General features: G+C 43.2%; 23 protein-coding genes. 14 read left to right on the forward strand and 9 right to left on the reverse strand.

Annotated features, from left to right (window positions below; all coding sequences use genetic code 11):
• Positions 1 to 6: 6 nt before the first annotated feature.
• From ACSFC1_RS03530 to ACSFC1_RS03555, 6 genes are all read right to left on the reverse strand, one after another.
• The gene (locus ACSFC1_RS03530; protein ID WP_435564744.1) at positions 7 to 1,308 is read right to left on the reverse strand and encodes an acetyl-CoA hydrolase/transferase family protein; all 1,302 of its coding nucleotides are present in this window, start codon (positions 1,306 to 1,308) and stop codon (positions 7 to 9) included.
• Between the two features lie 22 nt (positions 1,309 to 1,330).
• Positions 1,331 to 2,347, reverse strand: a complete 1,017-nt coding sequence (locus ACSFC1_RS03535; protein WP_435564745.1) for a 3-oxoacyl-ACP synthase — start codon at positions 2,345 to 2,347, stop codon at positions 1,331 to 1,333.
• Positions 2,348 to 2,470: 123 nt separating this feature from the next.
• Positions 2,471 to 3,700 carry a TetR/AcrR family transcriptional regulator gene (locus ACSFC1_RS03540; protein ID WP_435564746.1) on the reverse strand — a complete coding sequence of 410 codons (1,230 nt, stop codon included), beginning with the start codon at positions 3,698 to 3,700 and terminating at the stop codon, positions 2,471 to 2,473.
• Positions 3,701 to 3,734: 34 nt separating this feature from the next.
• On the reverse strand, positions 3,735 to 5,441 hold the full coding sequence (locus ACSFC1_RS03545; protein ID WP_435564747.1) for a sigma 54-interacting transcriptional regulator: 1,707 nt from the start codon (positions 5,439 to 5,441) through the stop codon (positions 3,735 to 3,737).
• On the reverse strand, positions 5,419 to 6,165 hold the full coding sequence (rsmA, locus tag ACSFC1_RS03550; RefSeq protein WP_435564748.1) for a 16S rRNA (adenine(1518)-N(6)/adenine(1519)-N(6))-dimethyltransferase RsmA: 747 nt from the start codon (positions 6,163 to 6,165) through the stop codon (positions 5,419 to 5,421). Before rsmA ends, ACSFC1_RS03545 begins: the two co-directional genes overlap by 23 nt.
• Complete coding sequence (locus tag ACSFC1_RS03555) at positions 6,162 to 6,569, reverse strand: MaoC family dehydratase (protein WP_435564749.1); 408 nt, start codon at positions 6,567 to 6,569, stop codon at positions 6,162 to 6,164. Before ACSFC1_RS03555 ends, rsmA begins: the two co-directional genes overlap by 4 nt.
• 330 nt (positions 6,570 to 6,899) lie before the next feature.
• Between ACSFC1_RS03555 and ACSFC1_RS03560 the strand changes: the two genes are divergently transcribed.
• From ACSFC1_RS03560 to ACSFC1_RS03625, 14 genes are read left to right on the forward strand one after another with little or no spacing between them, the layout of a single operon-like run.
• Positions 6,900 to 7,649 (forward strand): ATP-binding cassette domain-containing protein, encoded by a 750-nt coding sequence (locus tag ACSFC1_RS03560; protein WP_435564750.1) that lies wholly within the window; start codon positions 6,900 to 6,902, stop codon positions 7,647 to 7,649.
• A 4-nt stretch (positions 7,650 to 7,653) separates the two neighbouring features.
• On the forward strand, positions 7,654 to 8,616 hold the full coding sequence (locus ACSFC1_RS03565; RefSeq protein ID WP_435564751.1) for a 1-phosphofructokinase family hexose kinase: 963 nt from the start codon (positions 7,654 to 7,656) through the stop codon (positions 8,614 to 8,616).
• A 9-nt stretch (positions 8,617 to 8,625) separates the two neighbouring features.
• Positions 8,626 to 9,072 carry a CBS domain-containing protein gene (locus tag ACSFC1_RS03570; protein WP_435564752.1) on the forward strand — a complete coding sequence of 149 codons (447 nt, stop codon included), beginning with the start codon at positions 8,626 to 8,628 and terminating at the stop codon, positions 9,070 to 9,072.
• A complete protein-coding gene (mtaB, locus tag ACSFC1_RS03575) occupies positions 9,073 to 10,383 on the forward strand; it encodes a tRNA (N(6)-L-threonylcarbamoyladenosine(37)-C(2))-methylthiotransferase MtaB (protein ID WP_435564753.1) in 1,311 nt (436 codons plus the stop codon).
• On the forward strand, positions 10,346 to 11,182 hold the full coding sequence (locus ACSFC1_RS03580) for an aminotransferase class IV (RefSeq protein WP_435564754.1): 837 nt from the start codon (positions 10,346 to 10,348) through the stop codon (positions 11,180 to 11,182). The genes mtaB and ACSFC1_RS03580 overlap by 38 nt, the downstream gene beginning before the upstream one ends.
• Complete coding sequence (locus tag ACSFC1_RS03585) at positions 11,179 to 11,466, forward strand: DUF721 domain-containing protein (protein ID WP_435564755.1); 288 nt, start codon at positions 11,179 to 11,181, stop codon at positions 11,464 to 11,466. The genes ACSFC1_RS03580 and ACSFC1_RS03585 overlap by 4 nt, the downstream gene beginning before the upstream one ends.
• A complete protein-coding gene (gyrB, locus tag ACSFC1_RS03590; protein WP_435564756.1) occupies positions 11,463 to 13,358 on the forward strand; it encodes a DNA topoisomerase (ATP-hydrolyzing) subunit B in 1,896 nt (631 codons plus the stop codon). Before ACSFC1_RS03585 ends, gyrB begins: the two co-directional genes overlap by 4 nt.
• Entirely contained in the window at positions 13,351 to 13,857 is a 507-nt protein-coding gene (locus tag ACSFC1_RS03595) for a DUF4894 domain-containing protein (RefSeq protein ID WP_435564757.1), read from the forward strand. The genes gyrB and ACSFC1_RS03595 overlap by 8 nt, the downstream gene beginning before the upstream one ends.
• Entirely contained in the window at positions 13,844 to 15,103 is a 1,260-nt protein-coding gene (gene ftsA, locus ACSFC1_RS03600) for a cell division protein FtsA (RefSeq protein ID WP_435564758.1), read from the forward strand. Before ACSFC1_RS03595 ends, ftsA begins: the two co-directional genes overlap by 14 nt.
• A 20-nt stretch (positions 15,104 to 15,123) precedes the next feature.
• Entirely contained in the window at positions 15,124 to 16,185 is a 1,062-nt protein-coding gene (gene ftsZ / locus ACSFC1_RS03605) for a cell division protein FtsZ (RefSeq protein ID WP_435564759.1), read from the forward strand.
• A complete protein-coding gene (locus tag ACSFC1_RS03610; RefSeq protein ID WP_435564760.1) occupies positions 16,175 to 17,869 on the forward strand; it encodes a GspE/PulE family protein in 1,695 nt (564 codons plus the stop codon). Before ftsZ ends, ACSFC1_RS03610 begins: the two co-directional genes overlap by 11 nt.
• A complete protein-coding gene (locus ACSFC1_RS03615; RefSeq protein ID WP_435564761.1) occupies positions 17,866 to 19,065 on the forward strand; it encodes a hypothetical protein in 1,200 nt (399 codons plus the stop codon). The genes ACSFC1_RS03610 and ACSFC1_RS03615 overlap by 4 nt, the downstream gene beginning before the upstream one ends.
• Before the next feature lie 21 nt (positions 19,066 to 19,086).
• Positions 19,087 to 21,420 (forward strand): endonuclease MutS2, encoded by a 2,334-nt coding sequence (locus tag ACSFC1_RS03620; protein ID WP_435564762.1) that lies wholly within the window; start codon positions 19,087 to 19,089, stop codon positions 21,418 to 21,420.
• Positions 21,417 to 23,486 (forward strand): cell division protein FtsA, encoded by a 2,070-nt coding sequence (locus tag ACSFC1_RS03625; RefSeq protein WP_435564763.1) that lies wholly within the window; start codon positions 21,417 to 21,419, stop codon positions 23,484 to 23,486. Before ACSFC1_RS03620 ends, ACSFC1_RS03625 begins: the two co-directional genes overlap by 4 nt.
• On the opposite strand, the gene ACSFC1_RS03630 is transcribed toward ACSFC1_RS03625, so the two are convergent.
• Genes ACSFC1_RS03630 through ACSFC1_RS03640 form a run of 3 tightly spaced genes read right to left on the reverse strand, consistent with a single transcriptional unit; the run spans position 23,458 to position 26,015 of the window.
• Positions 23,458 to 24,015, reverse strand: coding sequence for a hypothetical protein (locus tag ACSFC1_RS03630; protein ID WP_435564764.1), 558 nt, complete (start codon positions 24,013 to 24,015; stop codon positions 23,458 to 23,460). The two genes, ACSFC1_RS03625 and ACSFC1_RS03630, sit on opposite strands and share 29 nt — an antisense overlap.
• A 9-nt stretch (positions 24,016 to 24,024) precedes the next feature.
• Positions 24,025 to 24,978 carry an ABC transporter permease gene (locus ACSFC1_RS03635; RefSeq protein ID WP_435564765.1) on the reverse strand — a complete coding sequence of 318 codons (954 nt, stop codon included), beginning with the start codon at positions 24,976 to 24,978 and terminating at the stop codon, positions 24,025 to 24,027.
• Positions 24,975 to 26,015 (reverse strand): ABC transporter permease, encoded by a 1,041-nt coding sequence (locus ACSFC1_RS03640; RefSeq protein ID WP_435564766.1) that lies wholly within the window; start codon positions 26,013 to 26,015, stop codon positions 24,975 to 24,977. The genes ACSFC1_RS03635 and ACSFC1_RS03640 overlap by 4 nt, the downstream gene beginning before the upstream one ends.

Raw genomic sequence — 26,015 nt, forward strand, 5'->3', positions numbered from 1 at the left:
TCGTTTTTATAGAATTTGCAGTTTGCACGCTTCATTTCTCAGAGACTCTCGAAAATCTGGATGTGCAACTTCGATCAGAGCTTTAGCCCTTTCTTTGACAGTTTTGCCTCTGAGCCAAGCTATTCCCCACTCTGTGACGATGTAATCAACCTCTTGTCTGGGTACTGTTATCGGTGAACCGGCTGGTAGAAGAGGAACTATGGTCGAAACAGTTCCGTTCTTCGCTGTGGATCTGAGTGCTATTATTCCTTTCCCACCTTCGCTCTTAACTGCACCCCTGTGTGTGTCAAGTTGACCACCTGTACCGCTGTAATGTTGAGTGCCCAGAGCTTCAGAACAAACATTTCCGGTCAGGTCAACCATCAGCGCGGTGTTTATGCTGACCATTTTTTCATTCTGAGCCACAACATAAGGGTCATTCACGTACCTGCCTCGCAGAAAGAAAATGGATGGATTGTCATCTACGAACTGATACATTCTCTTAGTTCCAAAGGCAAAGGTACAGATGAATTTGTCTCGCCAAATACTCTTTTTCTTGTTGGTGATCACACCAACCTCAAAGAGATCTATCATCGACTCTGTGAACATCTCGGTATGAACGCCGAGATCTCTTTTGTTGGTCAGAAACTTTGCAACGGCATTTGGTATACCACCTATGCCCAACTGAATTGTAGAACCGTTTTCAATCAAATCACTTATATGCTGAGCGATTAAAGCCTCAGTTTCTGTTGGTTCTACCAGTTCGACCTGTGGCAGTTCATAATCTGCTTCGATTATGTAATGAACGTCTTTTATATGAATGTGTGTATCGCCGTGTGTTCTCGGTGCGTTTGGGTTCACCTCGAGTACAACGACCTTCGCCCTTTCAACGATGTCTTTTTCATAAACCACAGAAGTAGACAAGGTTAGAAAACCGTTTTTGTCCATCGGTGAGGCTATACCAACAAAGATGTCCACAGGCCGACTCTCAAGAAGATTGGTCCCTGCTTGATGCAGATTGTTTGGAACATAGCTCACCGTACCGAAACCAGATTTGACTGCTTCCCTGTTCGACTGTCCAAAATACCAAGAGGCATTCAGAAAGATTTCATTGAACGCTTCACTCATGTAAAATGGGTAATTCTCTGTGTTTAGACATGTGAAAACGGTGATGTTTCTAACTCTGTCGGCAACCTTGTGAAGATTTCTGAGAAAGATCTTTGGTTCTGAGGGTGTCATTCCAACGACTATCGTTTGGTTTGATTCAACAAGCTTTAGTATCCAATCTATTTCTCTGAGTTTAGATTTGTAAACACCTTGCCAGTCCATGAGAATCCCTCCTAAGAAACTCTCAGTACAACTTGCCCCAACGGACTACCGCCGCATTCCAAGTCCAGCCAACTCCCGCACCAACGAGAACTATGTTGTCCCCATCTTTTATCTTTCCACTGAGAAGTCCTTCTTTAATGGAAAAAACTTGGTCGTTCTGACCCATGTGTCCGTAATTCTCCAAATAGGTCGTCTGATCTTCCCGCAGACCGAGTTCTTTGAGTACTTCGAGGTGGGCAGATCTCTTGAAGTGCAATATTGCAAGATAAGAAATGTCCTTTCTACTCAAATTGCTCCTTCTGAGAGCATCGTCAATCACAAAATAGAAGTTCTTGAGTGTGACTTCGTTCAATCTACTTTTGAAACTCTCTGGCTGTGGTATTTGAAAGTAATACTCTGTGAGATCCTCAGCCTGTATGGGCCACCTCTTTGTACCACCGACTGGCACTACGCAATCTTCCGAGAAAGACCCATCTACAATACTTGAAACACCGAACAACACATTCTTGCCAAGGTTTTTCTTGAGAACCACCGCTGAGCCACTAGCACCGATGTCCAACATGAATGATGTGTGTTTACATTTGTGATTGACAAGATCTACATTTCTATAGCCACTGACGAGTAAAACGGTATTTATGTCTTTTTCTGCGAGCATTAATGCGCGTGCTACTTGTAAACCAACGATCATCGAACCACACATTGCTTCCATATCAAAAGCCCAAGCCCTCTTGGCACCAATTTCGTGTGCCACTTTTGTGCAAGCAAGCCAGCATGGATAGTCTTTGTGCTGTGCTCCATTCCAGATGACAACGTCGATCTCTTCAGGGTTGATCTTCGCATTGTCGATTGCCTCTTTTGCCGCCATGATTCCCATGAAACTGGTTGTTTCACTTTCGCTTGGAATATATTTTCTCTTTATACCAAACTTCTCGACGAGCACATCAGCAGGTATCGATGTCAATTTCTCCAATTCCTCAGCTTGCAGGTATTTTCTGGGCAAATAAGTACCTATTCCGGCTATTCCAACATGTTCCTGCAAAGTGCCACCCCCACAGTATGACAGGTGATTCATGATGAATCATAACATCTGAATCATGTATTCTACAACTTTGTCTAAGCACGATCTTGTACAGTTTCCAAGAAATTTTCTGCTCTTTCTCTGCTAAGCTTGTTTTTTCTCAGGGTTTCTCTCTTTATCGCTGTGAGTTAACAAAGCAAATGTGCCCTTGAAGATGAGGGTGCTAAGGAGAGCCAAATAATCATTCAGACGCTCTATATTTCCATATTTCTGTACAACCAAATCTTCACCCATAAAATGTCCTATACCCATCAGTGCGAGTGCAATGTTCTGGGGCGAAAACTTTCTGAATTGCCCTTCTCTCATAGCCTTTTCTAAAGGCGGAAGGTAGCTACCCAGTATCTTTTCGTAGTAACTTTTCGAGATTGCAGGGTTGAAAAACTCTGCTTGCCTGACTATTAAGTACATGTTGTGGTGCAGCATGAAGAATTTCAAGAATGCTAAGAAACCCGCTATCTCTGCATCTCTTCTGTCAGGAAATCTCTTTATTGCGGTAGAGATGGTTATTCTCATATTTCTGTTGGTCATCAATACCAGTTCTTGCAGAATCTTTTCTTTGCTATCAAAATGCACGTAAAAAGTGCCGCTCGCCACATTTGCCAACCGAGCGATGTCACTTATCATCGTGTTTCTGTAACCTCTCGAACCAAACAACTTCTCAGCAGCTTGTAGGAGTTTCATTCTGGTGGATGTCACTTCTATGTTGAGTGGTTTTACATCTATTTGAAAGACATGCTCGTCGAGTTTATGATCATCAGCATCGAGTCCACTAACAGCAAAATCGACCAAATCATCTTCCAGTTTTTCGTCCACACTGTAATCGCTGTGAAGAGATTTGTATATCGAAACGAATCTCGTCGGTCCCGTGACAAACCACCTGAGCACCATTGCTTTTTCGTCGTCGCAATCGGGTATCATCTTCATCAGAATTCTGTTGAGAGTCTTCTCAACCTTCCGAAAGACCGTTTTACGCAGATAGACAGCTTCATGTAAGACTTTGTAACAGTATCTATTCTCCGTGAAGAACTCGAAATATCTTTCAACGAAGGACCTGATTATCTCCTGACTGTTTTCACCCTCAACCTTTGCCATGAGATTTTGAAATTTATCGAAAGAATCGTCCAGGATCTTCTGATAAATTGCCTCTTTATCGCCAAAATACTGGTAAAATGTCGCGTTCTTTACACCTGCTTTGTGTGCGATCATCGGGATTGAAACACCATAATAACCGTAATCGGCAAAGAGTTGCATGGCTGATTTCAAAAGATTTTGATGAGTCTTCCTGCCGTCAGATCTTTTTGGTTTCCGTCGCATCGATGAATTCCCCCATCTGATCTGTCGTGTTCAATTATATACCTTGTCTTCTGATGCCAAGAATTCTCATTCGATAATACAGTGTTCTAAGACTCATGCCAAGCGATTTGGCTGTTTTCTGAACATTCCAGTTGTTTTCACTCAGTACTTTTAGTATTACACTCCTTTCGTAGTTGTAAACCATGTCTCTAAGGTTGCCTGAAACTGTCAGTTCCACCGGGTGGTACGTGATCTTCAAAGGCGGGAGATGATGAGCTCTTACAACCTTTTCCTCAGGATCCATGTTTATCATGGCTCGCCCTATTACATTTTCGAGTTCTCTAACGTTGCCTGGCCAGTCATAACCCATCAACTTGCTCAGAGCTTCAGGCGAGATTCCCTCAACGGTTCTACCGTACTCTTGATTCAATTTCTTTATTATGTACAAAACCAATGTCGGTATATCCTCTTTTCTCTCTCGAAGAGGCGGAAGGAATATAGGAAATACATTCAGCCTGAAATAGAGATCTGGCAGAAAGGTGCCTTGTTGAACCATTTTCTCAAGATCCATGTTCGTCGCGGCTATTATCCTCGCATCGATTTTCACCACTTTGGTCTCACCGACCGGTACTATCTCCCTGTTTTCCAGAAACCTGAGTAATTTGGGTTGCAGTGTAAGAGGCATCTTCCCTATTTCATCGAAAAAAACTGTACCATGTTGGGCTTCTTCGAGCAGACCCTTCTTGCCTTCTTTCTTTGCCCCTGTGAAGGCTCCAGAGGTGTAACCGAACAACTCAGACTCCAATATTGATTCAGGTATTGCGGCGCAGTTGACACTCACAAAAGGTCTGTCTCTTCTATCACTTGCGTTGTGGATTGCGTGTGCAAAGAGTTCTTTTCCTGTTCCGCTCTCACCCCTCAACAGAACAGTCGCAGGTGTTTGTGCGACCTTCATTGCTTGCGTCAAAGCGATCTTCATCTTTGGGCTTTCCGCAACGACATCATCAAAGGTGTAACGTGCACCGATTTTTCTGATCAGTCTTTTGACTTCATCGAGCTCACGGTTCAACCTGACTATCTCCGAGACATCGTGAATTACTCCGACACTTCCCTTGAACTCGCCTTTTACAAACAGAGGTGTGACATCGACTATTACTTCTCTTTTCCCAGGACCAACGAGCATTCTCACACCATAGATAGGTTGTTTAGTCTTTGCGACTTTTATGTGCATACTCTCACCTTGGGCGATGTCAACAGTCGCTGGTTTACCTATCACTTCATTCGCGCTGTAGCCGGTTATCTTCGTATAGGCTTTGTTCACAATAACTATGATTCCGTTTTCATCGGCAACTGATATCGCATCACTTGTTGATTCTATGATCGCTTTTAAGAGAGCTTCCATTTGCCTGAGATTAGTGACTTCTTCAGCCATCTTCTGTGCACTCGTTATGTCTCTGAAGATCGCTACTGCACCTATTACTTTGCCCGAACTGTCCCTTATGGGGACACGGCTGGTTATTATCTGAGTGTGTCCAAGTTGTTGAATTCTATCTGTTTCGGGGACTCCAGTTTTCAAGACTATGTGCAAACGTGTGTTGGGAATGGCATCAACGACATATCTGCCGACTGCTTGTGAGAGGGGGGTGCCAAGAATTAGAGAAGCTTGTTTGTTCATAAAGACTATTCGTGCCTCACTGTCTATCATTATTATGCCTTCTACGATTGAATTCAGAATGTTTTCAAAAAGTTCGGCTTTGGTCATTCAACCACTCCCTACAAGATTTATACACTTTGATCAACTCTGCTACTGAAAGATCACGAACGTGTTTGTCTGGCACTTTTCCTTTGAAAAGAGATAGTTTCTTGAGAACCTTTTCTATCTTTTTATTGGGTGAACTGAAAACTCTCCGCAGAAAGGTTATGTATTCAGTTTCTGAAGGTGTTTGTTCTTTTCTGTTGAGAACTATCATTGCAGAATCAACCTTTGGTGCAGGGGAAAAGGAATTCTTAGAGATCAAGCAAATTCTCTCAATGTCAAAGAAACTTTGAGCCAAAGCAGAGATAAAAGTGTACTTTTTCAAGGATGGTTTTGCCATGAGTTTGTCTGCAAATTCTTTCTGAACTATCAATATAGCTTTTTGAAAATCAAGGATGATCAGTTTTTGAACGATCTTCGATGAAATTTGATAAGGTATGCTTCCCACACAACATTCTAAAGTTGGTAGTTCTTCACGACTCACCTTTAAGAAATCCTTCACACAGACTTGGAGTTTCTCGTCATTCACGGTTTTGATGAGTTCGTCAGCGATTCTCTCGTCGATCTCATAAGCGAAAACCTTATACCCTCTGCTGAGGAGAAATTTGGTTATGAACCCTCTGCCTGGACCTATCTCAACTATTGAATTGACCTTTGCACCGTTCAGTAGATCGAGCAGTTTGTGCACAGGTCTTTCATCTGTCAAGAAATGTTGGCCATAGGGCATCATAGTTCGAAAAGTACCTCTGCAAGCCCCTCAATTGCCACTACACCATCGCTCTTTACAACGTTGGTGTCGAGTATCAACCTACGTTTATCGGGTATCACCTCATTGACTTTGACCTTTACTTCAACTTCTTCTCCCAAGTACACAGGTGCGCGATATTTCAACTGTTGTTTTATAAGTACCGTTCCAGGACCTGGAAAATCCATCCCCAGTACCTTTGAGATCAAAGATGCCACGAGCATGCCGTGGCAGATTCTCTTTCCAAAACGGGTTGATCTTGCATAATCTTCATCAAGATGAATGGGATTTTTGTCTTTCGTCAACTCGGCAAAGGCTTTGACCATTTCCTCAGTTATGACGAACCTTTCAGCATGAGATAGACCAACGTAAAGATCGGAAAATGTCATTTTCCCACCTCCACCATTTCAATTATCACACAAAAGTTTCAACCCCGTGGGTGAAACTCTTACGAGTGGTCCTTGGCAAACGCGAGAAAGATACCATCGCTGATCTGAAATACTTTAACAAATGATGACGCGATTGATACTTCCTGTAATACTAACTACAACTTAGAGTAATTGAAAAACCATAAAATAAAACTGAAACGTACACAAGGAGTGAGAAGATGGCAAAGATTCAGAAGAATCCAAAAACAGTGTCGCAATACGAACTCCTTCGTATGTTGAAGGATGGAGAAAAAGGCGCACAAGAAGAGATGCGAAGGAGGATGACTCTCCTTGACGCAGAACGATCAGACAACACAAAGCCCGGTAAACCCAATAGAGAATCGTAGTTCTGTTGAGTTCTACGATTTTTCAATGTCCATAGATGGTGTGAGTGTCCTCAAGAACATAGACCTTGTGGTCAAGGCAGGTGAACTGACAATAGTCTATGGACCAAGAGGCGCAGGAAAATCTGCACTTCTGAGGTCTCTTTTGAGACTGAACAGAGAGATATACGACAATGTAGATTGGAGTGGGGAATTAAGAGTAAATGGAAAATCGATAACGATGTACGATAAGAAAACCTTGAGAAGGCTGATAACCTATATCGAGCCTTCCTTCGTTGAAGCATTGGACCACTTGAGATTCCGTGAGTTCATAAATTTGGTTTTGTCAGAAAGACCTGTGAGTTTGGATGAATTTTCCTCTGAACTCGATAGATTAGGTATTTTGAAACTACTCAGAAGAGAGATGCAAACACCACTGAGAGAGTTCTACACGATGGAAAAAATCATGATCCTCCTATTTGCTGCGATAGTGAGAAAGTCTTCTATAATCGTACTCGATTGCATCCTTGACCACGTTGACGATGAAACACTTGTTCCCGTGATCAAAGAACTCTCCAATCTCAGAGAAGACAGGGTTGTAATACTGAGTACGAGGCATAAGAATCGCTTCTTACCTCTTGCCGATATCTTCGTTGCTATGAAAGATGGTAAAATAGAGTATAAAGGAGCACCAAGAGAATTGATTTTGAAGAGGTGACAACTTGAAGGTAATTACGGTCACTATCAACCCGGCTTTAGATAGGGAGTTTATTGTCGAGGATTTCACCGTTAATGCGCTTCACAGGGTTGCACATTACAAAGATATAGTGATGACTCCGGGGGGTAAAGGAATAAACGTTTCAGTCGCTTTGGCAAAGCTGCGAGTTCAGTCGACTGCCATCGGTATTCTTGGGGGATACATTGGACGTGTTCTTCTGATGGAATTGAGCAAGATCAGTCCACTCATCAGTACGAGCTTTGTTCATATAGATCAAGAAACCCGTGAGAATATCTCCATTATCGACCCGAAAAACCATACCCTGACGGAGATCAACTCCCCTGGTCCCATTGTTGAAAAGCACGCTTTGGACCTTCTCTTAAAGAGATATGAGATCTATTTGTCTCGTGCTGAGGCTGTAGTTCTTTCGGGAAGTCTTCCTCCGAACCTGCAAGGAGATGTCTATGGCCAATTTGCGAAGATTGCAAAACAAAGGAACAAGCACGTCTTTATGGAGGTTACCGATGAATACATCAAATTGGCTCTTCAGATACAACCGCCTGATGTGATCAGACCCGATGTCAGAGAGAAAAGCGTGATTCTCGGTAGAGAGCTTCTCACGCTTGATGATTATGTTCAGGCAGCACTTGAATTGATCAAGATGGGTTGCAAGTTGTCGGTGATTTCCTATCAGGTCAAGAACAATGTCGTGGCAACCAAAGAAGGTGTTTGGTTGATAACAACACCCAGCGAGGTGGATATTTCAAACCTTTTGGGTGCTGGCGATGCATATGTAGCAGCGATGGTTTACAAAAAACTTTCTGAACCAACTTGTGAGTTGATCGAAGTAGCAAAGTTTGGATATGTTGCTGCTCTGGCTAAAACTAAGAAACCCCCTAAGGAGATGCCCGATTATGAAGATATAAGAAGTTCCTTGCAAGAATGTCGAATTGAGAGACTCCGGTAGGTGGTATAGGTGCGCGTCTACGATGTGATGACACGCGATGTCACAGCGGTGACAAAGGACGAGACAGTTGGAAATGTCTTGAAGATAATGGCAAGTCAGCTTCTCTCGGGAGTACCTGTTGTCACAGAGGACATGTACGTGATTGGTTTTGTAAGTGAAAGTGATATCATCAAAGCAGTTGTGCCAAGTTATTTTTCACTTCTGCAATCTACTTCGTTCATACCAGATATGAATCAATTTTTGAGAAACGCCGTTCTCATAAAGGACAAACCTATTTCAGAGTACATGACACGTCCCCCTGTTGTAGTGAATGAAAACGCAATGCTCATCCACGTGGCAGATATGATGATCAGACATGATGCAAAGACCATACCCGTTGTGGACGACCAAGGTAGGCTTGTCGGGATAGTCAGCCGAACGAATATTCTCAAGACTGCAATGGAAGGAGTTCTTTGAGTGAAAAAGGTCTACGTGACATTCCTTGGTTGCAAGGTCAATCAGTATGAATCTGAGTACATCATTGAGAAACTCGAGAAAAACGGTTATGTTGTTTCACCGCATCCCACGAAGGCAGATATGTGTATTTTGAACACCTGTATGGTTACCTCTGAAGCTTCAAGAAAATCACGGCAGATTCTTCGAAGGTTGAGAAAGTTGAACCCAGATGCTCTCATAATCGCCACAGGATGTTATGCACATTTGGAACAAGAAGGTCTTCTGCAGATAGGTGCAGATTTGGTTCTTGGGAACTGTGAGAAAAAAGACCTTCTAACCCACGCTGAAAGATACTTTCGAGAGAAAAAGAAGTTCATCAGTGTCTCAGAATCAAATTACCAGGTTGATGAAACAGTTGAAAGTTTTCTCTCTGACAGAACAAGGGCTTACGTGAAGATCGAAGATGGATGTAACGAGTTTTGTTCTTATTGCATAGTGCCTGTGGCAAGGGGATTCAAGATAAGATCCAAAGCTGTCGAGACTATTCTTGCAGAGATGAGAACACTTTTGGAGAATGGTTATAAGGAAATTGTTTTAACTGGTGTTAATTTAGGTAAGTACGGTGCTGAAAATGGATTCAGCCTAAGCAAATTGTTGAGCGTTTTGATAGATGAGCTTTCTGGTGATTTCAGAATCAGGTTGAGTTCGATAAACGTTCAAGATGTGACAGATGAACTGATAGACCTTGTTGGTTACACTGACAGAATTTGTCCTCATCTACACATTCCACTTCAAAGCGGTTCAGATGCTGTCCTCAAGAGGATGAACAGAAAGTACACTGTGGAAGACGCTTACAGATTGTTTGCTAAGTTGAGAGAACTGAACTCAGATTTTTCAATCTCAACGGATATCATCGTCGGTTTTCCTGGTGAAACAATAGGTGATTTCAAACAGACTCTCGAGTTAGTCGGCAAAGTATTGTTCTCTAAGGTACATATCTTTAAGTACTCCACCAGACCAGGAACGGCTGCCTCGAAGTTGGGTTATCAGATACCAGCAGATGAGAAGGAGCGAAGAAGCAAGGAACTCTCGTTAATAGCAGAAGAAAGTTCTAAGAGATATCGAGAGCAAAGCGTTGGAAAACTGAGGAAGGTTTTGGTTGAACAGAATAGATCTGGTATTTCCTCTGGTTACGATGAGTATTACATCAGACACGAGTTCACAGGCGGCCGCGTTGGAAATCTCGAAACAGTTGTCTCGAAGTATGCAAACGGTGCAGGGGTGGTGTCAACACTTGCTTGTCTGGAAAGGCAAATGGCTCGAGAAGCCTGAGGCAACTCTATCCATTGATGAACCGGGTTTGCTGTATGGAGGCGTACCGTACGAGACGCTGAGAACATACCAGCACAGATTGTTCGCCGGAAAGTATCATTATGATAGATTAACTGTATCGGCGAAGTATCTTGGTATGGAGATACCAATGAACTATGAACAGTTCCATCAGATTATCCTGGAGGGTTTGAAGCAATTCGACAGCGATGTTTCGATAAGAGTGTTGCTCCTGCCTCGTGGGAAGATAAGTGCTTTTAGTTATCAGCTCGATTTCTGTGAGTTGGTTGTCTACATGGATCAGTTGAAGGTTTCTCCCATACCTGGGAAAGTCAAAGTGAAGCTGAGCAAAATCAGGAAGATAGACCCAGCTGCTACACCAGCAGATTTGAAAGCCGTTGGCAGAACAGATATTTTGCTTGCAAAAGCAACGAAGGGCGACGCTTACGATGTTCTAATGCTTGGCAGTAAAGGGCAGTTGTGCGAAGGGACTTTTACAAACGTTTTCATCGTCAAAGGCAACCATGTTGTAACACCCAGTCTTGACAGCGGTATACTGCCTGGAATCACGAGAAAAAATGTCATAGGTTTGTGCCACTCTTTGTCAATAAACATTGAAGAACGCTGGGTTGAACCTTCTGAACTGTATGGTGCAGATGAAGTTTTTCTAACTCATACGAGCAGGGGAATTGTTCCAGTTGACGAACTCGATGGATGGAAAATGTTTTCAAAATCTCTTGGTGAGTTTTTATCGCAAAGATTCGAAGAATATATAAACTCCGTAGAGGAAAATTGGATATGAGAAAAATAGGCGAGATTTTTGATTCACTGTCCAGACAAAACAGTACCTTTGAGCAACTGCGTTTGAGAGTTGTCTTGTCAGATTTGAAACCCTTTCTGGGTGAGTCGCTTGCGAGACATTGTAGGTTTTTAGAGTTGCGCGATGGCACTTTGTACTTCGAATGTGATGATCAAATGTGGTTGACCCAGGCAAACTTCATGCGCAGAAAACTCAAGGACAGAATCAATGAAATTCTTCGTGATCAAGAGATCAGAGATGTTGTTTTCAGGAGGTGTAAGCAATGACCATTGAATACGGTGCAGAAAATATTCAAATTCTCAAGGGCCTTGAAGCAGTCAGAATGAGGCCTGGAATGTACATAGGTTCCACTGGAAAGAGTGGGTTACACCACCTTGTGTATGAGATTGTCGATAACAGTATAGACGAAGCAATGGCTGGATTCTGCGATACAATACGAGTCACACTCTTTGAAGATGGTTCTGTTGAAGTAGAAGACAACGGTAGGGGTATACCAACCGATGTGCACCCCGAGACAGGAAAGAGCGCTCTTGAGGTAGTTATGACCACACTACACGCTGGTGGAAAGTTTTCCAAGAATGTTTACAAAGTCAGTGGAGGCTTACATGGAGTTGGAGCTTCGGTAGTCAACGCGCTGTCTGAAAAGCTCGAAGTTTGGGTCCACAGAGAAGGGAAAGTGTACTACCAGAGTTATTCGAGAGGAACGCCCCAGTGTGAGGTAATGATCGTTGGTGAGACGAATAAAACCGGTACGGTCACGCGTTTTAGACCAGATGGAGAGATATTCTCCTCATTGGAGTTCGATCCTGACATAATCGAGAGTAAACTCAGAGAACTTGCTTTTCTAAACCCTGGTTTGAAGATCATCTTTGAAGATAAGATAAACGAGTACTCGAGCATCTTTCAATACAGTGGAGGACTGCGCGAATATGCCAAGTTTCTCGCGAAGGCAGACAAAGTCTTACATGAAGTCATTGAAGTGTCTGGAGAATGGGAAGAGATCATTGTCAGAATAGCCATTTTGTACACAGACTCCTACACTGAAGAGAGAATCTACTCATACGCAAACAATATCAGAACTATAGATCATGGCACGCATGTGACTGCTTTCAAAAACACTATCACAAAGATGTTGAACGAGTACGGTAGGACGCTCGGCGTTCTGAAAAAGGATGAGTCATTCCAAGGTGAGGATGTTCGTGAGGGTCTGATCGCTGTAATCAGCGTCTTTATGAAAGATCCTGAATTTGAGGGACAGACAAAATCAAAACTCGGAAGCGAGAACGCAGGTAGTGCTGTCTCTAAAATACTTCGCGACAAACTTTCTGAGTATTTCGAACTGAACAAATCTACCTTGAAGATCATTCTGGATAAAGTCTTAAAAACGATGCAATCTCGTGAAGCTGCAAGAAAGGCGAGAGAATTAGTTCGAAGAAAGAACGCCATGGAGAACTCATCCTTACCCGGAAAACTTGCTGACTGCGTCTCTTCAGATGTTGATAAGTGTGAACTTTTCATTGTTGAAGGTGACTCTGCAGGAGGTTCTGCGAAACAGGCACGCGACAGGGAATATCAAGCAATTCTGCCATTGAGGGGAAAGATTTTGAATGTTGAAAAATCTTCGATCCAGAAACTGTTGTCCAACGAGGAAATCAAGAACATCGTAGTGGCAATAGGCACTGGTATTGGTGAACACTTCGATCTTTCCAAGTTGCGTTATGGAAAGATCATAATCATGACTGATGCCGATGTAGACGGAGCCCATATCAGAACTTTGCTTTTGACGTTTTTCTTCAGATATATGAAAGAGCTGATAGAAGATGGCAAGATATATATCGCCATGCCTCCTCTATACAAAGTAGATTTTTCTTCCAATTCAGTCTATTTGTACACTGAGGATGATTTCAAAGCTTTGAGAAAAGAGCTCGGTGAAACGAGAAAGATAGAGGTTCAAAGATACAAAGGGCTTGGTGAAATGAATCCCGAACAGCTTTGGGAAACTACTATGAACCCACAGACGAGAAAGTTAATACAAGTTAACATAGAAAATGCCGAAGAGGCAGACAGACTTTTCAGCATACTGATGGGAGAAAGCCCATCGGAGAGAAGAACATTCATAGAAAAACATGCTCTGAAGGTGACATATTTGGATGTATAATTCGAGTAAAGCTATAATTTTCGTGGGGGCATTTCTGATTCTATTTTTCTCGTTCAGTGTGCTTGAGTATCTGCCAAAGTTTTCTGATAAACACGAAGACCTTGTTCCATTTTATCTTGTATCCTACAAAGGGAGGGTGTGGTGGGTATCAGAGAATGGCAAGTTTCTGTCTGTAGCGACATCGAGTGATATTTTAAAAAAGGCAGTTGTCAGTGGAGTGAAGGCTGAAAGTTTATCGCTGAGTAGAGAATCCCTTGAAGCTCTTCACCAATTGAAAGATGTATTAGACAATCCATACGTGGCAGAGGTAAGATTGAATGAAAGATGTGCAATTTTGTTGAAGGGTATTTTGTTATATCTCAGTGACTGGAAGGATCTGGTCAGGCATGTCTCAAAACTTGAGAATTTGATCTTCACAATGGAACCTAAGGCAGAGTATTTTCTGACGTCTGTTGGACTCGTCTATAAGATCAGAGGTGGTGGCGGTGAGGAAAGGTGAAACTTATATCGCGATTGACATTGGTTCTCATTCAATCAAGAGTTTGGTTGTCTCTAAAACTGCCGAGGGTTATGAGTTACTCGAACGTTCTGAACTGAGAACGCGTGGAATAGACGGCGGAGATGTGAAAGATGCAATTTCGTTGAGAGAAGTTTTGAACCAGGTGATGGAGCAGATGTCTGAGACCGTCAACGTCGGGCGTTCTAATATTGTTGTGTCTTCAAGTTGTGGAAAGTTCATCCTCCAAGAGTTGAAAAAAGACCTAACTGTGTCAGAAGGCGAAAGAAAGCCAGTTGACGAAGCGACCGTTGAAAATCTGAAGCAATCTGCTGTCGACAGTCTTGGAAGCAATTGTCAAGCGTTGCACATCTATCCAAAGAAGTACACGATAGACAGAACAAAGGCTGTTTTTAACCCCATTGGAATGCCGGCGAATCACCTTGAGGTTGAGTTAGCAGTTGTTGCATTCGATAGATCTACGAGCTCTCTTTTAGAGTTCTTGCAAGATGTTCTCCCCGAAGATTTTGACTTCGCATCGTCGACTGTTCTTGGTGCAGAGAGTGTTCTGACTGATACAGAGAAGGAAAACGGAGTTTGTGTCGTCGAACTTGGTTATTCCAGTACAGCGGTTGTAATCTATTCAATGGGTGTTCCTGTGAGACTTGAGACAATACCTCTGGGTATGAAGCACGTGATCAAAGATATTTCAATAGTCTTCAGCACGTCACTTGAAGAGGCAGAAAGGCTCTTGGTAACCCATGGAAGTGCCGTCTACGGTGAGTCGAGTTATGTGCAGCAGTCTATAGATTTCAAAGGACTCGATGGAAGATCTGCTAAGAGTATTACAAAGGACGATCTGGCAAAGGTTATACATGCACGCCTGAGAGAGATTTTGAACAAGGTAAAACGCTTTTATAGAGAATTTTGTTCAACAATGCCCGAGTTTTCTCCAAGAGGACTACCTGGTGGTATAGTACTCATAGGTGGTGGTGCCAAGGTTTTGAGATTGCTTGACCTGGCTTTAGATGTTTTCAAGAGTCCTGTCCGAGTGGGAACCTATAATACTTCTGCTAATGTTCCCATAAAAGATTCAGATGATGTTTTAGACGATCCAGTGTATGCTCCAGCACTTGGGGGTTTTATTTCTTTGCTCGAAAGTGGCTCAAAAATGGAGCAAAGAATACAACGTGAATCAAATGAAGGTTTCTTCAAGCGACTTGTTGAATTGTTCAAGAATCTCTGGTAGCTCCAGGGAGGTAGATGATGATGCCTTTCGAACTTGGAAAATCAAGAACTAACAATCAAGAGAAATTCACGAAAAAGAGAGTGCCTGTGATAAAGGTTGTAGGTGTAGGCGGTGCTGGTAATAACGCCATAAATAGAATGGTAGAGATGGGTATAAGAGATGTCACCTTTATTGCGGTCAACACAGATGTACAGGTTTTGGAAGAGAATAAAGCGGACATCAAGATACAGATTGGTGAAAAGAGGACAAGAGGCCTTGGGGCTGGAGGAGATCCAAAAACTGGTGAAGAAGCAGCTCAAGAGAGTCGTGAAGAGCTCGAACAGATGTTGCAGGACACCGATATGTTATTCATAACGGCAGGTTTTGGGGGTGGCACAGGTACTGGCGCTACGCCGGTGATCGCCGAGATCGCAAAGAGTATGGGAGTTTTAACGGTTGCAGTCATAACCACCCCATTTTACTTCGAGGGAAAAGAAAGATGGAATGCCGCAATAGAAGGTTTGAAGAAGCTCAGAAAGAGTGTTGACACACTCATAAGGATATCGAACAACAAATTGCTTGAGGAACTTCCACCAGATGTGACGGTAGTGAATGCTTTTCTGAAGGCAGATGAAACACTACATCAGGGTGTCAAAGGTATATCAGAGCTGATCACTAAAAGAGGATATATCAACCTTGACTTTGCGGATGTTGAATCAGTTATGAGGAATGCCGGAGCAGCGATGCTCGGTATAGGCATAGGTAAGGGTGCCAACAGGGCAATCGAGGCAGCGAAGAAAGCAATGGAAAGCAAACTGATGGACCGCCCTGTGGAGAACGCCGGGGCAATCATCCTGAATATCTCTGCTCCAAGGACCGTTCAACTCCGCGAGATGCATGCGGCTGCCGCCATAATTCGACAGAGTTGTAGCGAAGACGCCGATGTCAAATTTGGCTTGATAATCGATGAAGAGCTTGCTCAAGATGAGATGCGCGTGACACTGATAGCAACAGGTTTTGATGAAGAAGACAGTTATCTGTTCCCAGAGAGTGAGATTCCTGCCGTCTACAGGTTGGGCTTGGAGGATATAAGTGGTGTTTGAGAAGCCTCGTTATCGAAGACTCGGTGAGATTTTGATCGAAAAGGGTCTTGTGACCCAAGATGAATTGACAAAGGCTTTAGAGCAACAGCGAAAGGACAGAAAAGCCTTAGGTGAGATTTTGGTCGAAATGGGTTTGATCACTTGGGAGCAGATTACTGAAGCTTTGAGCGAACAGTACAATGTTCCCGTCCTGAAAGATTTGCCCAGAACAGTACCGGTTGATGTGCTCAGGAGTATTCCAAAGGCGATGATCGAAGAACTAAGAGTTATACCAATTGACAGACGAGACGACAAACTCGTTGTGATAACAGACAGTGTTTACAATCTTTCCCGTATAACGAGTGAAATCAAGTTTCTCACTGGAAAAGACCCTCAGATTTTTCTTGTTACACCAACTACCTTTGCATTCATGTACGCACAACACATTCAGGGTGCACCAATGGCATTAGCTGAAGAAATGCCTGTAGAACAAATCGAACCAATTTCAGAAGAGGAAACGGAAGAGGTTCTCGCCGAGGTAGAGGCACCGGTTGTGAGAATGGTTAATGCGATAATCCAACGAGCTGTGCAGATGGAAGCGAGCGATATTCACATCGAACCTTTTAGGAATTACGTGCGCGTACGCTACAGAGTGGATGGTCTGCTCAGAAAGATCACAGATTATTCTAAGACGCAACACAGTGCTGTTGTCACAAGAATAAAGATCATGTCAAGCCTTGATATTTCAGAGAAAAGACTGCCTCAAGACGGCAAGTTTTACATGAATATTCAAGGTGAACAATACGATTTTCGTGTTTCTACAATGCCATCGGTACACGGTGAAAAGATTGTGCTGAGAATTCTCAAAGTTTCAGGTGCATACAAGCAACTCGAGGAACTCGGTTTCAGTGATTTCAACTACAAGAGAATTTCAGATCTTTTGAGAAGACCAAATGGAATCATTCTCATAACGGGGCCAACTGGTAGTGGAAAGTCTACAACCTTGGTCGCCATGATAAACAAATTAAAGGATATAACGATAAACATAATAACGGCTGAAGACCCAGTGGAATACACAGTCGATGGCATTACTCAGTGCCAGGTCAATCCAGAGATAGGTCTGACCTTCGCCAGGTATTTGAGGTCTTTCTTAAGACAAGACCCAGATGTAATAATGATTGGCGAGATGAGGGACAAAGAAACAGCAAGTCTTGCCATAGAAGCCTCTCTTACAGGACATCTTGTTTTGAGCACTTTGCACACCAACAGTGCTGCAGCCGCGATAGATAGAATGGTGAACATGGGAATAGACAGACATATGATCAGTACATCACTGATAGGTGTGATAAGTCAAAGACTTGTCAGAAAACTGTGTGAAAACTGCAGAGTCAAAGCAGAATTGAGAAAAGAGTATTCGGAACTATGGAAATCTGCCTTTCCTGAGATTGACCCTGTTGAGTACACCGCTGGTAATGGTTGTCAAGAGTGTGGAGGCAGTGGTTACAAAGGGCGTGTAGCGGTCGGAGAAGTTCTTATAGTGAACCGCGATATAAGAGAATTGATAGTTGCAGGTGGCGGGGAGAGAGAGATCTACGATTTAGCCCTGCAAAAGGGCATGCGCCCTATGTTCATAGATGGTTTTGAGAAGGTACTCAAAGGCATTACTTCCTTTGATGAAGTCCTCAGGGTGACCACTGGACTATGAAATATCTTTCAAAGGATCCAGAAGAATGGAAGAAAAAGGAAGAAAACTTCTTGCAACGCGAGCGGGAAAAGACTCGATCACACAGAAGACAAGGAATGTATTTTTTGCTTTTGAACATAGCTATTGTGCTGATATTCTTTTTCGGCTTAAGGATGTACTATTCGCAGTTTCCTTCACAGAAATCAGAGATGAACCAACTCATCATTCAGGTTGAAAGCCCTTATACCTCCGGTGTGCCGTTGGATGTCAAAGTTCGACTTTACAGCAATCGAAACAAATCCAGAGAAGTTGTTCTTTCAGATTTCAGCCTGCAAATTTCTGGAAGCGAAGGTGTCGTTTACAGTTTTTTTCAGAAAGATACCGTTAGAGCAACATTAGATTCGTTTTCGAGTCGGCTTCTCTTCGATCTGCGAAAGGAAGCTGAGTTGACCTCTTTGAAATCTGGTGAATACACGGTAATCGTCAAGTTAAAGGTCGACAATGAGGAAATCTTTGCGCAAAAATCATTCACCAGTGTTGAGAAATACCAACTCGTAGTCGATGGACTGCTCGATTTCTATCTCCCAGGTGAGACCATGAACTTAGTGATATACCTTGTGAACAACACCGCAACTGTTAGAGATTTGAACATACAGTCTCTGAAATTGTCCTTGAAAGAGAGTGATAAAACCGTTTGGCAGCAGGAACTTCCTGTACAGTTGAAATATTCGGAGGTCGGTATAGGCAAAGATGTGAAAATCGCAGATCAGATAAATCATTCTTTTCAGAATCAAGGGCGTTTTGTGCTCACTGTTCAATGTTCTGTGAACAATTCGTTGGTTTCCCTTTCTCTTCCAGTCATCTGTACCAATGAATACGAAAAGGATTTAAAAAAGGTGAAGATTTACTCAGATCTTCCAAAACAGGTGAATATCAGGAATCTGCCGGCTTTTTCAGTATATCTACAGAACACCACGAACAAAGATCTGTTTTTTTTCATAGACCAGATAGATGTAGCCTTACCACCATCCTCGCTGAGTTATCAAAAGAAATCTGTTAGAATGTGGCTTGATCCTTACTCACAGTATGAGATATTCAAGTTTCTTCCGTGGAATAGTCCAGCAATTACGCAAGCAGGGGTTTACAAGTTGACGGTGAGAGTGTATTCTGGTTCTGATTCCAAAGACTTCGAGAGTTCAATGCAGGTAATCGAATGATCCTTTGGTTTATCCTATAAAATGGTAGTTGGAGGTGTCTCGAAAATAGAGGTTTATACTCTTGAAAGGCTTGATTTTGATAAAGTTGTCGGTTTAGTTCAGCAATTTGTTTTCAGTTCAACTGGGAAGAGTTTTCTGAGAAAACTTCTGCCCACAGATAACCCTCATCGTGAACTCGAGATGCTCGATGAGATTATCAGGGTGCTCGAGAGTGGGCAAGAGATTATTCCATCGAATTTTTCCTCGATCGATGTTGAAGAGATACTGCAGAAAATAAGAGATGGCAAAGTTCTTGACGCAGAAGAACTCTTGAAGGTCTCAAGTGCACTTTTAACAATCAAAACAATCAAAAAGAACGTGGCAGGCCTCGAGCAGAGTCCATCAATTAAAGAACTCGTTAAACCACTTTCTGTCTACGATGAGATCGTCAGTGATATACACAGATGTATTGGTGAGGATGGCTCAGTGAGAGACAGCGCTTCGGAGAGACTGAAGCAGTTGAGAATAGAGTACAGGCACACTTTGGAACAACTCAGAAGAAAGGCTGAGAGTTTTGTCAACTTGAACAGAGTATACCTTCAAGAACCGGTTGCAACCTTAAGAGACGGCAGACAAGTCTTTCCAGTAAAGGCAACACACAGATCACAGGTCAAGGGTATTGTCCATTCGGTTTCTTCTTCAGCTGCGACTTATTTCATTGAACCAGAGGAGTTTGTTCCAGTGAACAACACTTTGAGAGAGTTGAGGGAGCAAGAACAAGAAGAGATCAACAGAATTCTGAGAGCCCTTACGTTCAAAGTATTTGAACGCCTTGAAAAGATCGAGCAGGATATACAGATCTTGGCTCATCTTGATACTCTGCATGCCAGGGGTATTTTTGCACGTCGCTATAACGCGCATGTGATTTATCCTTCGGAAGAAATGGAGATAAAGTTGATGGTGGCTCGACATCCTTTAATAGACAAGGAAAAGGTTGTGCCAGTCGATATCTTTCTGCCAAAGGATAAGTTCGGCTTAGTACTCACCGGTCCCAACACCGGTGGTAAAACTGTATCACTGAAGACCGTCGGACTTTTCTGCTGTATGATGATGGCTGGTTTTCCTTTGCCGTGCGATGAAAATTCCGTGCTACCTTCTTTTTCGAAGATAGTAATCGATGTTGGTGATGAGCAAGATATCAGACAGAGTCTGAGCACCTTTTCTTCACATGTGACCAATATAGTGAAAGCCTTAGAACTGGCTGACGAAAAAACCCTTGTTCTACTCGATGAACTTGGTTCAGGTACTGATCCAGTCGAAGGTGCTGCTTTGGCTCTTGCGGTGATACAAAAACTTAAAGATTCTTGTTGCAAGTTCGTTGTGACCACCCATCTCACACCGATAAAGATTCATGCTGCAAGTGATGAGAAACTGGCTACTGCTTCTGTAGAATTCGATCCTCAGACGCTCAAACCAACTTTCCGTATTTTGATGGGTGTACCAGGTGCTTCTCATGCCTTCGAGATAGCGAGAAAACTTGGAATGGACGAATCAGTATTAGAAACCGCTCAAAGGTTCATAGGTCAAGAATACGTGGATGTGGAAAAAACAATTCAGAGGTATCAAGAGCAAAGTGCTCTTTTGCGAGAAAAGATCGAAGAACTTGAAAATGAAAGGAAAAAGATAGCGCAGATCAGAGCAGAATACGAACACAAATACGAAGAACTCAAGAGAAAGAGAATCGAAGAACTCGATGATGAATTGAAAAAGATGTACGCCGAAATCAAGGAAATGAAGAAACAGATCGATGAAACGATTAGTAGTGTGAAGAAAAGAAGCCAAGACTTAGAAACACTCAAGGCGGCTGCAAAGGTCTTTGAGAGACAATCTAAAACAGTTCGTGAAATCAAAATGAACGACGAATCATCTCTGCCTGCTCAAATACTCGAAGTGGGAGACACAGTCAGACTGAGAAATGGAGAAGCCGTTGGCAGAATAGTTGCTACCAAAGGAACGAGATTTATCGTGGATTTCAGTGGGATTAAGTTAGAAGCAGAACCACGCACTTTGATAAAAGTCTCTGTAGAGAAGAAAGAACAACCGCAGGTTGATTTCCACACGGTGTACAGCACCTTAGGCAAACCAGAGATAGATGTACGTGGGCTTACTGTCGATGAGGCTGAGCCACTCATAGAAGATTTCATCGACAAATTAGTTTTGTCTGATTTCAAAATAGGTTACGTGATCCACGGTAAGGGAACTGGCAGATTGGCTGTTGGAATTTGGGAGATACTCAGACGTGATAGCAGAGTCAAGAAATATCGATTCGGCACTTCGAATGAAGGGGGCACCGGCGTAACCGTCGTGGAGGTGTGAATTTGATCTTCGCACTTGATGTTGGCACAAGAAAAGTTGCAGGTTTGATAGGCTATATCGATAACGATCTGTTGAACGTAGTCGATTTTGAAATGATCGAACACCCTGTGCGCAGTATGCTCGATGGTCAAATACACGATATAAAAAGTGTGGCTTTGGTTGTAGAAGAAGTGAAAAAGAGACTCGAAGAAAGAAATGAACTGAAACTGAACGAAGTTGCGGTTGCAGTAGCTGGTAGATTTCTCAAAACAGTTGTTCTCGAAGCAGAGACAGAGTTTTCAGGAGATGTGATCGATGAGAGAACCGTGAAAGAACTCGAGATGAAGGCTATTTCTCAGATCCCGCTGAGCGATGAAGGTGGTTCAGAACTCCACTGCGCTGGTTATTCGGTGATCGAATACAAGCTTGATGGCTTCTGGATGAAGAATCTCATCGGGCACAGAGGGAGAAAGTTATACGTTCGTTTGGTCGCCGCACTCTTGCCGGTGCAGGTGGTCAATGCGATGATTGCTTCACTACACAGAGCTGGTCTAAGGCCATCTTTTCTAACTCTCGAACCGATGGCAGTCTTGCAGGTAGCGATACCAGAGGATCTGAGAATTCTCAATATTGGAGTTGTGGATATCGGAGCCGGAACGAGTGATATCGCACTTGCCAAGGGTGGAGTTATCGTCGGGTATGAGATGGTTCCAATGGCTGGAGACGAGATCACCGAGGTAATAGCCCAAACATATCTACTCGATTTTCTTGCAGCCGAAAGGGTGAAAAGATCAATTGATGATAATGTGACCATTGAGGTAGCCGATGTGACGGGTAGAAAGACAACTGTGCAAAGTTCATCTGTTCTAAAGGCAATCTCACCCACCATTGAACTCATTGCGAACAACATCGCCGAGAAGATCAAGCAGTTGAATCTCGGGAAGCCCAGTGCACTTTTCCTCGTTGGTGGAGGTGCTAAGCTCGAGTGTTTGCGCGGTGAACTCGCACGTGCTCTTGAGCTCCCAATAGAGAGAGTTACGTTGAAGAACGTCGAAGATCTGCCAAAGATCAAAAGCCTCAGAGAAGATTTCACTGGCAGCGAATTTGTCACTCTTACCGGCATAGCATATGCCAGTGCCTATAGCTCTGGAAGCATATACGACACGATCACCTTGAACGGTGAAAGGATTCAGTTACTCAAAGTGGGCCAAAACCAGACTATTTTGAGGCTTCTGATTCAAAAAGGTTTCAAATTCACAGAGATTTTAGGAACACCGCAACCTTCTATCACCTTCCAGATCAACGGCAAAGAACACACCATCTCTGGCAAGATTCTTGGTGGCATGAAAGCCTTTGTAAACGGAACACAAGTACCATTACATCATGTCATCAGAGATGGCGACGAGATCGTTGTAGAAAAAAACGACTCAGAAGAACCTTTGATCCCCAAACTCTCAGATTTTGTGAAAAAGCTCTCTGTTGAAGTGAACGGTGAAGAGTTCTTCGAACTTTTGCCAGAAGTTTTTGTAAACAACGAGTTGGTGAAGGATCTTGATCGGCAGATAGCAGACGGCGATAAAATAATCATCAAGTATCCAGAACCCGATGAGATCAAAAAGACTGTCGAGGAAAAAACCGGACAGATCAGTTATTTCATCAACGGAGAAAAAAAGATTGCTCAGAAGATTTCTCTCCATTTTGTAAAGATCGTTGAAGATGATCAAAAGAAAAAATATGTCTTCGAAGGTGAGAGTACTAAGATAAAACACGTTTTGCCGAAATCTGAACCGATCACTGTTTTTTTCAACGATCAAGAAATCGTTTTGAAACCGATGAACAACTTGGTCTTTGTGAACGAACAGTATCTTTCCAGTGAAACAGAACTTTCAGAAGAGATGAAGATCGAGTACACATCTTGGCAACCAATAATAGCAGATGTTCTTGCAAAGGTTAATCTGAACACAAAGGATCTCTTGGACTACAAGATCTTCCTCAACGAGAAGCAAGTGAGTTTTGTTGAAAAGGTAAATCCCAAAGACAAAATCCGATTCGAAGGAATCAGAAAGGCTCAGCCAAACCAATCATGAGTCTTATCCTGCCACTCAAGAAATCAACTCCAACGAAGAGTTTGTCGATGAACTTTCTGCCTTCAGGAGGTTGTATGAAGAATTTCGCGGCTGCGTAGATCGCCCTCGTGAAGTCGAAATCATCCACAAATGGGTAAAGAAATCCGAAAGAGAAAGAGATGTTCTCAAATTCATATTGTCCAAATATACCAGCGGAGAAAGTGGTTTTCCAGCTTGTATCAGTGGCAGAGTTTATGGGAAAGTTTCCGTACATCAGGGAAAGAGCAGGACCAAATGCCAGGCCTTCTATTCTGTAAAGAGGTACTTTCCCGAGCATTTCAAGATTATACAGATTTGTCGTAGTTCCTTCGATAGTTCTGCCAATGTCAAAGTCGAAGCCTGCTTCGATCGAATAAGAACTGTCAAGTAATCCCGTTGATATGTTCCAACCGCTTATGTTCAGAAAGGTCACACCACCACCGATGATCCATTCAGTTGCAAAAGCGGTGCAGACCACAGCTATACCAAGAAGTATCAACACCTTTTTCATGAAATCACCTCACTTTTCATATGGTATACCATCTGCAGCTGGTGGACGAGTTCTACCTATGAACCCGGCAATGACTATCAATGTGACTACGAAAGGAAACATGTTGAACAACGGTTTAGTCGAAGAGGCTACGTGTAGTGTAGAACTACTCTGAAGTTGGTTGGCAAAGGCTTCTGAAAAACCAAAGAGCAGGCTTGCCCACATTGCTCCCACAGGATTCCAATTTCCCAAGATCATCGCTGCCAAGGCGATGAACCCACGACCACCGGTCATCAATTCTCTGAAGTTCCCTACCTCTCCCACACTCAAAAAGGCTCCTCCAAGAGAAGCCATGACTCCGCTCATCAAGACGCCAAAATACCTTATCATGTACACGTTCACACCTAATGTGTCAGCAGCTTCAGGGTTTTCTCCGACCGCTCGCATTCTCAAACCGAGCTTTGTTTTATAAATGATGAACCAAGCCAAGACGACACAACCGAATGCCATGTATATCATCGGACTGAGTTCACCTATCGACTGAGCGAGGAATTTGTTTTTCATCAAGAACGGTATGCGCAGCTCAGGTATCTTTCCAACTATATCTGTTTGTCCAGGTCTGCCAAAGATCGGTTCCATCAAAAAGCCTGTCACACCCTGAGCGAGTAAGATCAACGCAGTGCCTGAAACTATCTGATTTCCCCTCCACTTTATACTCGCCCATGCGTGCAACCAAGCCATACCGAGTCCAGTTATGACTGCAAAGAAAAGACCGATCCACGGGTTTCCAGTAATCCAGGTGAAGACGATTGAAACAAAGGCTCCCATCAACATAATTCCCTCAAGCGCTATGTTAACAACACCTGTTGTCTCGCTGAAAACACCTCCGAGCGATGCGAAGATAAAGGGTGTTGCTGCCGTCAAAGTCAATTTGTAAAAAGCTGGGTTAGTGAAGATCTCCAAAACGGCTGTGAGGACTCTCATGAGGCTTTCACCTTCTTTTTTCTTATCAGTATCGTTCTGACTATTCTGTCTGCAGCAACCAGGAATATGACAATTGCCTGTACTATCAGAATTATATGCTTTGGTACCCCAACGAACTGCATCTCGTTAGATCCTGTCCTCAGAGCTCCCATCAAGAGTGCCGCAAAGATTATACCTATGGGATTATTCTGTCCAATCAGAGCGATCGAAATCCCATCAAATCCCTTACCGCCAGAGAGTGTCCCGAGGAAACGGTGATGTACTCCAGTAACTTCTAAGGTTCCTGCCAATCCTGCAAGTGCACCGCTTATCGCCATCGCGAGCACTATGTTCTGTGATATCTTGATTCCGCCGTACTCAGCGGCATAAGGGTTAAAGCCTGTTCCTTTGAGTTCATAGCCTTTTGTAGTTTTTTCCAGTAATACATAGATGACGACGGCGGCTATCACAGCAATAATGATTCCAGAGGTCAGCTCGGTAGCTTGAACGGTCATCAAAGGAGGGAGTTTTGCAGAATTGGCTATTTCAGGACTTTTCGGTGTTCCAAAGCCAACACCCATTGGCACCGCTACAACGTAACTCGATAGATGTTCGGCAATCCAGTTCAACATGATTGTAGTGACAACTTCGTGTGCACCGGTCTTCGCCTTCAGAACCCCAGCGATTGCCGCGTAACCTGCTCCAGCAGTCATTCCCACAATCATCGTGAGTGGAATGGCTAAGGCTGCTGGCATCCAAGAGATGTTTATCGCAAATGCGGTTGCAATCATTGCACCCATGACCATCTGACCTTCGGCACCTATGTTGAACAATCCTGCTCTGAAGCCAAAGCCAACCGCAAGACCTGTGAGTATCAAAGGTGTCGTTTTTATTATCGTTGAAGCTACTGCCAACTTTGAACCAAAGGCGCCTCTGAAGAGCGCAGCATAAGCCACAAGTGGGTTTTGCCCGATCAGAAGTATCACTACAGAAGATATCAGTAAAGCTATTATGACCGAAACAACTGGTACGATAAAAGCCCAGAGCCTACTATTCAA

Source organism: Pseudothermotoga sp. U03pept (assembly GCF_051235805.1).
Classification (GTDB): Bacteria; Thermotogota; Thermotogae; order Thermotogales; family DSM-5069; genus Pseudothermotoga_B.

Bases quoted from the DNA above. Each gene is read 5' to 3' on its own strand.
- ACSFC1_RS03530 (WP_435564744.1), bottom strand. From the start codon at position 1,308: ATGGACTGGCAAGGTGTTTACAAATCTAAACTCAGAGAAATAGATTGG.
- ACSFC1_RS03540 (WP_435564746.1), bottom strand. From the start codon at position 3,700: ATGCGACGGAAACCAAAAAGATCTGACGGCAGGAAGACTCATCAAAAT.
- ACSFC1_RS03545 (WP_435564747.1), bottom strand. From the start codon at position 5,441: ATGACCAAAGCCGAACTTTTTGAAAACATTCTGAATTCAATCGTAGAA.
- rsmA (WP_435564748.1), bottom strand. From the start codon at position 6,165: ATGATGCCCTATGGCCAACATTTCTTGACAGATGAAAGACCTGTGCAC.
- ACSFC1_RS03555 (WP_435564749.1), bottom strand. From the start codon at position 6,569: ATGACATTTTCCGATCTTTACGTTGGTCTATCTCATGCTGAAAGGTTC.
- ACSFC1_RS03585 (WP_435564755.1), top strand. From the start codon at position 11,179: ATGAGAAAAATAGGCGAGATTTTTGATTCACTGTCCAGACAAAACAGT.
- gyrB (WP_435564756.1), top strand. From the start codon at position 11,463: ATGACCATTGAATACGGTGCAGAAAATATTCAAATTCTCAAGGGCCTT.
- ACSFC1_RS03595 (WP_435564757.1), top strand. From the start codon at position 13,351: ATGTATAATTCGAGTAAAGCTATAATTTTCGTGGGGGCATTTCTGATT.
- ftsZ (WP_435564759.1), top strand. From the start codon at position 15,124: ATGCCTTTCGAACTTGGAAAATCAAGAACTAACAATCAAGAGAAATTC.
- ACSFC1_RS03615 (WP_435564761.1), top strand. From the start codon at position 17,866: ATGAAATATCTTTCAAAGGATCCAGAAGAATGGAAGAAAAAGGAAGAA.
- ACSFC1_RS03620 (WP_435564762.1), top strand. From the start codon at position 19,087: ATGGTAGTTGGAGGTGTCTCGAAAATAGAGGTTTATACTCTTGAAAGG.
- ACSFC1_RS03630 (WP_435564764.1), bottom strand. From the start codon at position 24,015: ATGAAAAAGGTGTTGATACTTCTTGGTATAGCTGTGGTCTGCACCGCT.
- ACSFC1_RS03635 (WP_435564765.1), bottom strand. From the start codon at position 24,978: ATGAGAGTCCTCACAGCCGTTTTGGAGATCTTCACTAACCCAGCTTTT.